This is a genomic window from Allobosea sp. P5_A5 (assembly GCF_056400625.1).
This window is the reverse complement of the sequence record NZ_JBFUKY010000022.1, coordinates 1-8,367: the sequence shown is the minus strand read 5'-3', so window position 1 is coordinate 8,367 and position 8,367 is coordinate 1. Positions and strand designations below refer to the sequence as shown.

Below are 8,367 nucleotides of genomic sequence, written 5' to 3'. Positions count from 1 at the left end.
TCAAGGTCACGGTCATGCTCGAGGAATTGCTGGCGGCCGGCCATAAAGGCGCCGAATACGACGCCTGGCTGATCAAGATCGGCGACGGCGACCAGTTCGGCTCCGGGTTCGTCGAGGTCAATCCGAACTCCAAGATTCCGGCGCTGATGGATCGCAGTGGACCAAACCCGATCCGCATCTTCGAATCCGGCGCGATCCTGATGCATCTCGCCGAGAAGTTCGGGGCGTTCCTGCCGACGGAGACGGCGGCGCGGGCGGAAACCCTGTCCTGGCTGTTCTGGCAGATGGGTTCGGCGCCGTTTCTGGGTGGCGGCTTGGGCCATTTCTACGCCTATGCGCCGACGAAGCTCGAATATCCGATCAATCGTTACGCCATGGAAGTGAAGCGCCAGCTCGACGTGCTCGACCGGCGCCTCGTCGATCACGAGTTCATCGCCGGTGACAGCTACACGATCGCCGACATGGCGATCTGGCCCTGGTATGGCGGGCTGGTGATGGGCTGGCAGTACGGTGCGGCTGAGTTTCTATCGGTGAAGGACTACACCAACGTCGTCCGCTGGGCCGAGCAGCTCTTCGCCCGGCCCGCCGTGGCGCGTGGCCGCATGGTGAACCGCACCAGCGGCGAGCCATCCAGCCAGTTGAGAGAGCGCCACGACGCCGGCGACTTCGCGACAAAGACCCAGGAAAAGCTCGCCGGGACATAGCAATCGGCGGCCGCGGCAAACGCATTCGCGTCACCGTCGGCGCCCCGGTCGCCAGGCGCTCCGGGTCGTTGGCCTCCTGGAGCGCCGAGGAATCGCCAGATCGTTTAGAAAAAGAAGAATGCGGGAGGACAATCGCGATGTTGAAGATCCTGGGGCGTTTGAGCTCGGTTAATGTGCAGAAAATAGTTTGGGCCGCGGCGAAACGGGCCAGGCGTTCGAACGGATCGACGTGGGCGGCGCGTTCGGTGGGAACAGCGAGCCTGCCTATCTCGCGAAGAACCCCAATGGACGCGTGCCTGTGCTGGAGGACGGCGACGTCCAGATCTGGGAATCGAACGCCATCGTGCAGTACATCGCGGCGCGGTATGGCCAAGATACGATCTGGGAAGACGATCCCGCGAAGCGCAGCGAGGGCGACCGCTGGATGGACTGGGCGCTCGGAGACCTGCAAAGGGTGATGGTGCCGGCGTTCTGGGGCCTGATGCGCGAGCCGGCGACGGCCGACCCCGCCGCTATCGCAACATCGATCATCCGGACCGAGCATTTCCTGGACATACTGGAAGCCCATTTGGCCAAAGGTTCGAGCTATATCGGCGGCGCACGTTTGGGAATGGCCGAACTTGTGCTGGGTCCCAGCGTGCACCGTTGGCTCAACATGCCGGTCGAAACTGCACAACGGCCCCGGCTCCAAAGATGGTACGAAACCATCGCCGCACGCGAGGCTGCAAAAGCAGCTCTTCCATTGCCGATCGCATAAGCCCTTTCCCCCATCGCGCGGCAATTTCCCGCCGCGACGAGCGAGGGAGGATGCCTTCGTTCCAGGACAGAGTGCTCTGCGCGCCAGTGGGCGCCGAAACCTCGATCTGATCGGCCTAACCGGAACTGCGTGGCCTGACCAATCCAAACAGTATCTATCGCCGTAAACAGCGCTACCTGCCCCCCGGCTGAGACGTTGAAACGTTCCCGACCGAGTATATTTGTGACCGCGCAACGTCCGGTTTCGGGCACCGCGCCGAGTTCGGCTCTTCGTGCAAGGGAGCCAATCAGCGACATTGAAGATAGTCGCCTGTGTAGTTCAACAGCTTGCGCATAGCCTTACGCGAGGCCTCGGCGTCGTGGCGGGCGATAGCTGCGGCGACGGCGCCGTGATTGGCCAAATTGCCTTCGAACACCGTGACCGTGAAGTCGAAGATCGCGCCTAGCAGGGCGTCGATGGCTCCATGAAGGCTTTGCAGCACGGGGTTATGCGTGGCGTCCAGCACGGTAAGATGAAAAGCCTTGTCTGCCAAGATCGCCTGCGCTGGATCATCGCGATGACGCACCATGGCGGCGTAGGCCGCGCTGATCGCGTCTCGCTGGGTATCGCTTGCGCGTATGGCCGCCAGCGCGGCGGCTTCCGGCTCGATGATGGATCGCGCCTCAGCGAATGCAAGGATGTCTGCCTTGCTGATACCGCTGGCTGCGATCCAACCGATCAGATCCCTATCCAGCCAGCTCCATTCATGGCGCGGCCTGACATGGGTGCCATGGCGCTGGCGCACACTGACTAGCCCCTTGGCCGCCAGGATTCTGATGGCCTCCCGCACGACGCCACGGCTGACGTCGAAACGCGCTTCGAGAACAGGTTCGGCTGCTAGCAGCCCCCCGGGCGCAGGCGTTCCACCGACGATCTCGATTCCGAGACGATCGACAACGCTGCTGGTCCGGGCGGGCTTGCGGTTGGTCATGGGCCTCGATCAATGCGGATGGAGGAGCGTCCTAACGTGCCGGCGATATGCCTCTGAAATCCATCCGGCTCAAGGGGAAGCAACTTGTCACCCAAACATAGGATGTTTTACATCGGATGTTTGCAAGCGCTGGCACAAGACCGACGCGTAAACTGGGAGGATCGAAGTGATGACCGTCGTCGATAACGCTGTGGATCGTGCGGAAACAATGCGGCGGGTCGGCTGGCGTCTGCTGCCCTTCCTGATGCTGCTCTACCTGATCGCCTATATCGATCGCTCGAACATCTCGGTGGCGGCTCTCCAGATGAATGCCGAACTCGGCCTGACTGCCGAGATGTACGGCCGAGCAGCCGGCATCTTTTTTGCGACCTACATCGTGTTCGAGATCCCCAGCAATATGGTGCTGGCTCGCGTTGGCGCCCGTCGCTGGATCGCCAGGATCATGTTCACCTGGGGCCTCATCGCCGCCGGGATGGCTTTCGTGACAAGCGCGAACCAGCTTTACGGGATGCGTCTTCTGCTGGGTGCCGCCGAAGCCGGCTTCACGCCCGGCGTTATCTATTATCTGGCGCGGTGGTTCCCATCGCGGGAACGCGCCAATGCCATGTCCTTTTTCTATATTGGCGCGGCGCTCGCGTCAGTGATCGGTCTGCCTTTATCGGGCCTGCTGCTCAGCTTCGATGGTTGGTACGGGATGAGCGGCTGGCGTTGGCTGTTTCTGATCGAGGGCGTTCCGGCAGTTCTGCTCGCTTTCGTCACCTTAAAAGTCCTGACCGACCGACCCGCCGATGCCTCGTGGCTGGCTCCGGTGGAACGAGACTGGCTGGAGCAAATCCTTGCGGCGGAGCGATCGGCGACACCGGTGTCGCATACCGCTGGTTGGCGTCAGGCCTTCACCAGCGGCAAAGTCTGGCTGCTCGCGCTGTTTTGGCTCCTGCAGGCGTTTGGAACCATCGGCATCACGCTGTTCCTACCGCTGATCGTGAAATCGGTCTCAGGCCAAAGCAACCTGACCGTCGGCCTGCTATCGGCCGTCCCGTTCCTGCTGGCCTGCATCTTCATGTTCTTCAACGGACGTCATTCGGATACCCACGGCGAGCGGGCGTTCCATCTTGGGCTACCGCTGGTTCTGGCCGGCCTTGTTCTTTGCGCCGCGGTTCAACTCGCCGATCATCCGCCCGTCGCCTATCTGCTGCTGGCACTTTCAATCGGCCTCAACTGGGCCGCTATCCCGATTTTCTGGGCAGTCACCACCGAACATGTTTCCGGCATCGCTGCTGCGGTCTCGATTGCGCTGATCAACGCGGTGGCGAACTTGGCCGGACTCGGCCTTCCCCCGGTGATCGGATGGATCAAGGACTCGACCGGAAGCTTCAACATCGCCCTTCTGGTCGTTGCGTCCGCGCTTGTGGCTGGCGGGCTGCTTGGAACGATGCTCGCGCGACGCCGTCGATCTCCGGACCTCGCACAGGGCGGTTCGATCGCTCAAACGGAAACCATTGCGCGATGACCGTCATGAACGAAGCGACGGACCGCAAAGCGCTGCACGGCATCCACGCCATCGCCTATGCTCTGTTCGACGAGAACGAGAGGTTGGATCGCGATGCGATGCGCCGACAGACTGCGCTATGCATCGCAGCCGGTGTTCATGGCATGGCTGCCCTCGGCTTGGCGACGGAAGTCGCCAAGCTTTCGGAAGCCGAACGCAGGACCGTGATGGACTGGGTTGCCGAAGATACGGGAGGGCGCGTTCCTCTGGCGTTCACGATCTATGGCAACTCGGTGGCCGAGCAGATCAGTCAGTTGCGCCATGCGGAAGGTGTCGGCGCCGATTGGGTGATCCTGCAGCCCCCTGCCGTTGGAAGCTTTGCGGCTGGTGAATATATCCGCTTCTTCGGCCGCGTCGCGGAAGCAAGCTCTATCCCGGTGGCGATCCAGAACGCTCCGGGTTTCTTGGGGCGCGGCCTGACGAGCGAGGATATCCGCATCCTGACCCGCGATTATCCTGCCATCAGCTTGCTCAAAGGCGAGGGAACGGCCGTCGAGATCGAACGGGTCATCGCGGTAACCGAAGGACGCATCCCTGTGTTTAATGGACGTGCGGGCCTCGAACTGATCGACGGGCTTCGTGCCGGTTGCGCCGGATTCATTCTTGCGCCCGACTGCATCGATCACGCTGTGCGCATCTACGAGCATTTCCGGGTTGGGAAGGAGGCTGAGGCTGAGGAAATGTATGCCCAAGTCCTTCCCGCCATCACCTTCGTGATGCAGGGACTCGAGCATCTGATTTGCTATGGCAAGCGGCTGTTCACCGCCCGGGCTGGGCTGCCCACCTTCGACCGGGCACCGGCGATGCAGCCGACCGAGTTTGGCCTCTCATTGGTCAAAAGCCATGCCGAGCGAATGGGAGCGTTCGGTAAATGAAGTCAATTAGCCGTGACTGATCCCACTGCTTGCTTCGGTAATCCGTAAAGGCGCCTGCGGCCTCGCCCGTTGCTGCCTGGTTTTAGGCATCTCATTGACCGCCTATTCGGGCGCTCGCAACGCTTCACCTAGGCAGGCGCTATTTACCAAAAGCTCTAACGTCAGGTTCGAGCGGAACACCAACTTCTGCTTTAGCCACAGCGGCGGCGGAGCCGCCGTGGCTAAAAAAGCTTACTGTTTGGTTCTCGTCATCTGCTGCATCTGGACATCCATGCTCAACGAGGTGCCGCGCTGGACCGGCGGGAACTCGACGAGCGACTTCACGTGGGCTTCGATGATGTCCTGGATCTGGTAGCCGACATAGGTATGGCCCTGCGTCGTGAGGGCCCTCGGGCCAGGCGCCTGATCGTAGCTTTCGAAGGGGTCCTGCCGGATATTGAAGACCGAGGGCACGTCGAGATGGGTAGTGTTACCGTAGTAGCCGTCGCGGGTCGAGAAATGCAGCTTCCACTGATTGAGCCTGATCGCCTGAAGGTGGTCCTCGGCGTAGTAGATGAAGTGGTTGCGGTTAGAGTGGTCCGACTTGCCGGTCCAGTAGTCGGTGTTGTCGATGCCGTCGATATAGTTCTTCTTCACGACGCCCGTGCCCAGATCGTCGCCCTTGGCCAGACGTTCCTTGATGTCGGTCGCTCCCCAGGCGGCGGCCAGTGTGGTGAACAGGTCCTCATGGGACTGGATGCCGTTGAGCTCCGTGCCAGGCGCCACGTGGCCAGGCCAGCGCAGTAGCCGGAACCCGGACCGCGCCTTCCCAGGTCGTCATCTTCTCGCTGCGATAGGGCGTGGTGGCCGTACGGCCAGGTCGAATGCTCCGGACCGTTATCCGTCGAGTAGATGACGATGGTGTTGTTGGCGATGCCCATGTCGTCGAGCTTCTTCAGGACCGTGCCGATGTTCTCATCATGCTGGAGCATGCCGGCGCAGTGCGGATCGTCGCCGCTGGTGATCGTCCTGCAACGCTCCCTGTAGGACGAGGGCACGCGCGTGAACGCGTGTTCGGGTCGTGTTGAGCCAAAGGAAGAACGGCTTCTGGTCCGCGACGGACTTCTCCATGAACTTTGAGGCGCCCTCGATGAACTCCTCGTCGACCCGCTCCATCCGCGCTTTTGTCAGCGGTCCGGTGTCGGTGCAGTTCTGCTTGCCCCACTTGCCATAGCGCGGGTCCTCGCCGGCAGGCTCGACAGTGGTTGCGGTGCAACGCAGCACCCCGCGCGGTATGTACTTGGCTCGGAAAGCGGGGTCGAACGGGTAGCCGTCCATCTCCGGCTCTTCGGGAGACGTTCAGGTGATAGAGATTACCCATGAACTCGTCGAAACCGTGCACGGTGGGCAGGTGTTCGTTCCGATCTCCCAGATGGTTCTTGCCATACTGACCGGTCGCGTAGCCCTGGGTTTTCAGCACCTCGGCGAGCGTGGCGCTCTTTGGCTGAGCCCAAGCGCGGCACCGGGCAGCCCAACCGTCGTCATGCCGGACCGGATCGGCAACTGGCCCGTGATGAACGCGGCACGGCCTGCGGTGCAACTCGGCTGCCCGTAATGGTCGGAGAAGATCGCACCTTCCTTCGCAATCCGATCGATGTTGGGCGTCTTGTACCCCATCGAGCCGCGGTTGTAGGCGCTGACGTTCCAGATCCCGATGTCGTCGCCCCAGATCACGACGATGTTCGGCTTGGCCGGGATTGGGGTCTGCGCCATCGCCGTGCCGGCGCATAGCGTGAAAGCGAGAGGAATAGCCTTGAGCAGGTGCTTCATCTGTACGTCCCCTTTTGCTGGCGCTCGTCGAGCGGTGAGCGAATCCTAATCCGACCTCGGTGCACCCCTGACGACGCACCTGAAGCCGACATGACTGGTAGAGGTGTCGACCGGCTCGGCATGCCGGGCGGCGGGGCGATAGCGGCGGCAGTAGTTCGGCGCGCACAGATGCGAGCCGCCCTTCAGGACCTTGCGCGGGATCCGGATCGCAGGCTGGCTCGGATCGAAGCTGGCGGCCTCCGGTCCGCCACGAGGGTTTTGCGGGACGCAACAGGCCTTGGGCGCATCGCCCCGATGACGCACCGACCAGAAGTCCGAGGTCCATTCCCAGACGTTGCCGATCATGTCGTGGAGGCCGTAACCGTTCGACGGGAAGGCCTTTACTGGCGAGGTCCGCGCGAAGCCGTCGGCCTTCGTGTTTTCGTGGGGGAAGTCGCCCTACCAGGTGTTGGCCATGTGGCGCCCATCCGGCGTCAGCTCGTCGCCCCACGCGAACTCGGCCCCCTCGCGACCGCCCCATGCGGCGAATTCCCATTCGGCTTCTGTCGGCAGCGACTTGCCTGCCCATGCGGCGTAGGCCGCGGCATCCCGATAGGCGACGTGCACGGCCGGATGGTCGTCGAGCCCTTTGATCGATGACCCGGAGCCATAGGGCTTGCGCCAGGTCACCCCGAACCTGAACTTCCACCATTGCGACCAGTCGCGCAGGTCGACGGGGTGCGACGGGGGATCGAACGTCAGCGAGCCCGCGCGCAGCATGTGCGGCAGGGCACCCGGGTAGTCCTTCGGGTCTGGAGACGTCTCGGCCATCGTGACGTGGCCTGTTGCCTCAATAAAAATCCGGAATTGTCGATTGGTAACCGGAGTTTCATCTAGCCAAAAGCCATCGACAGTTACTTGATGGCTTGGCGCCTCTTCTTGATAATGGCCGTCCGAGCCCATCCGGAACTGGCCACCGGGAACCCACGCCATTCCCGGCCGAGCGCCTCTTTCAATTCCTGACTCGGCTAGAAGCACAGCCATTCAGCGCCCCCCGCCTAAAATGGATTCACGTAGTTGAGGATGGCAATCTGCCGCAAAATGACCCTGCGGATGGTGTGGCTGATCGCAGCGCGCTCCATGAAAATCGCTACCGTCCCGGTGCTCCCGGCGGGCAATCGACGCGCGACCTCTGGATCATCGAGCTGAATGCGCACGACGAGGGGTGCGGCGGAAATCTCTCCCGGCGTCACGGCTCGTCCCCCCGCCGCCGTCTGGCCCGTTGACAGCGCCTGGAGGACTGCAACCACGTGACCGTTGTGGATCGCGCCGGGTTCGAACTTGAATGTTGCCTCGACAGGCCGGCCGGACTGTACATAGCGCGCGTTATTTTGGGAGATCTCCGCGGCGACGAAAGTCTCTGCCGTATCGATGAACGCCATAACGGGGCTTTGGGACGTTACTCGGGCACCGACCCTAGGGCTCGGACCCATAAAGAGGTTGGCACCGCTGGCTCTGTATGATTCACGGCTTCCCGGAGGAGGCCCGGATGAATCGGGATCGTTTCTGGCTCACGGATGCGCAATTCGCGCGGATCGCACCGCATTTGCCGACGGACACGCGTGGCAAACCGCGTGTTGATGACCGCCGGGTGATCAGCGGGATCGTCCATGTCCTCAAGTCAGGCGGGCGCTGGATCGATGCGCCGCCCGATTACGGGCCGC

General features: G+C 62.2%; 11 protein-coding genes and 1 pseudogene. 5 read left to right on the top strand and 7 right to left on the bottom strand.

The window, feature by feature from the left end:
- Both yghU and AC1DR6_RS22835 read left to right on the top strand, forming a co-directional pair.
- Positions 1 to 704 (top strand): glutathione-dependent disulfide-bond oxidoreductase (gene yghU / locus AC1DR6_RS22840; protein WP_476831561.1); only part of this gene is annotated, 704 nt, incomplete at its 5' end.
- 187 nt (positions 705 to 891) lie between these two features.
- On the top strand, positions 892 to 1,461 hold the full coding sequence (locus tag AC1DR6_RS22835; RefSeq protein ID WP_476831560.1) for a glutathione S-transferase family protein: 570 nt from the start codon (positions 892 to 894) through the stop codon (positions 1,459 to 1,461).
- A gap of 286 nt (positions 1,462 to 1,747) precedes the next feature.
- On the opposite strand, the gene AC1DR6_RS22830 is transcribed toward AC1DR6_RS22835, so the two are convergent.
- Positions 1,748 to 2,431, bottom strand: coding sequence for a FadR/GntR family transcriptional regulator (locus AC1DR6_RS22830; RefSeq protein ID WP_476831559.1), 684 nt, complete (start codon positions 2,429 to 2,431; stop codon positions 1,748 to 1,750).
- Between the two features lie 169 nt (positions 2,432 to 2,600).
- On the opposite strand from AC1DR6_RS22830, the gene AC1DR6_RS22825 reads away from it, so the two are divergent.
- Together AC1DR6_RS22825 and AC1DR6_RS22820 are read left to right on the top strand one after the other, a co-directional pair.
- Complete coding sequence (locus AC1DR6_RS22825) at positions 2,601 to 3,941, top strand: MFS transporter (protein WP_476831558.1); 1,341 nt, start codon at positions 2,601 to 2,603, stop codon at positions 3,939 to 3,941.
- The gene (locus AC1DR6_RS22820; protein ID WP_476831563.1) at positions 3,938 to 4,855 is read left to right on the top strand and encodes a dihydrodipicolinate synthase family protein; all 918 of its coding nucleotides are present in this window, start codon (positions 3,938 to 3,940) and stop codon (positions 4,853 to 4,855) included. Before AC1DR6_RS22825 ends, AC1DR6_RS22820 begins: the two co-directional genes overlap by 4 nt.
- A gap of 231 nt (positions 4,856 to 5,086) precedes the next feature.
- Here the strand turns inward: AC1DR6_RS22820 and AC1DR6_RS22815 are convergent, their stop codons facing one another.
- The 6 genes and pseudogenes from AC1DR6_RS22815 to AC1DR6_RS22790 form a co-directional block, all read right to left on the bottom strand.
- A complete protein-coding gene (locus AC1DR6_RS22815; RefSeq protein WP_476831562.1) occupies positions 5,087 to 5,491 on the bottom strand; it encodes a hypothetical protein in 405 nt (134 codons plus the stop codon).
- Positions 5,488 to 5,892 carry a sulfatase-like hydrolase/transferase gene (locus tag AC1DR6_RS22810; RefSeq protein WP_476831557.1) on the bottom strand — a complete coding sequence of 135 codons (405 nt, stop codon included), beginning with the start codon at positions 5,890 to 5,892 and terminating at the stop codon, positions 5,488 to 5,490. Before AC1DR6_RS22810 ends, AC1DR6_RS22815 begins: the two co-directional genes overlap by 4 nt.
- Complete coding sequence (locus AC1DR6_RS22805) at positions 5,813 to 6,172, bottom strand: hypothetical protein (protein ID WP_476831556.1); 360 nt, start codon at positions 6,170 to 6,172, stop codon at positions 5,813 to 5,815. The genes AC1DR6_RS22810 and AC1DR6_RS22805 overlap by 80 nt, the downstream gene beginning before the upstream one ends.
- Positions 6,173 to 6,307: 135 nt before the next feature.
- Positions 6,308 to 6,664, bottom strand: coding sequence for a sulfatase-like hydrolase/transferase (locus AC1DR6_RS22800; protein WP_476831555.1), 357 nt, complete (start codon positions 6,662 to 6,664; stop codon positions 6,308 to 6,310).
- Between the two features lie 45 nt (positions 6,665 to 6,709).
- Positions 6,710 to 7,636 (bottom strand): annotated as a pseudogene (locus AC1DR6_RS22795) (formylglycine-generating enzyme family protein).
- Between the two features lie 65 nt (positions 7,637 to 7,701).
- Entirely contained in the window at positions 7,702 to 8,085 is a 384-nt protein-coding gene (locus tag AC1DR6_RS22790; protein WP_476831554.1) for a hypothetical protein, read from the bottom strand.
- Between the two features lie 107 nt (positions 8,086 to 8,192).
- Here AC1DR6_RS22790 and AC1DR6_RS22785 point away from each other — a divergent pair.
- The coding region (locus AC1DR6_RS22785) for a transposase (RefSeq protein ID WP_476827808.1) at positions 8,193 to 8,367 on the top strand (175 nt) is incomplete at its 3' end.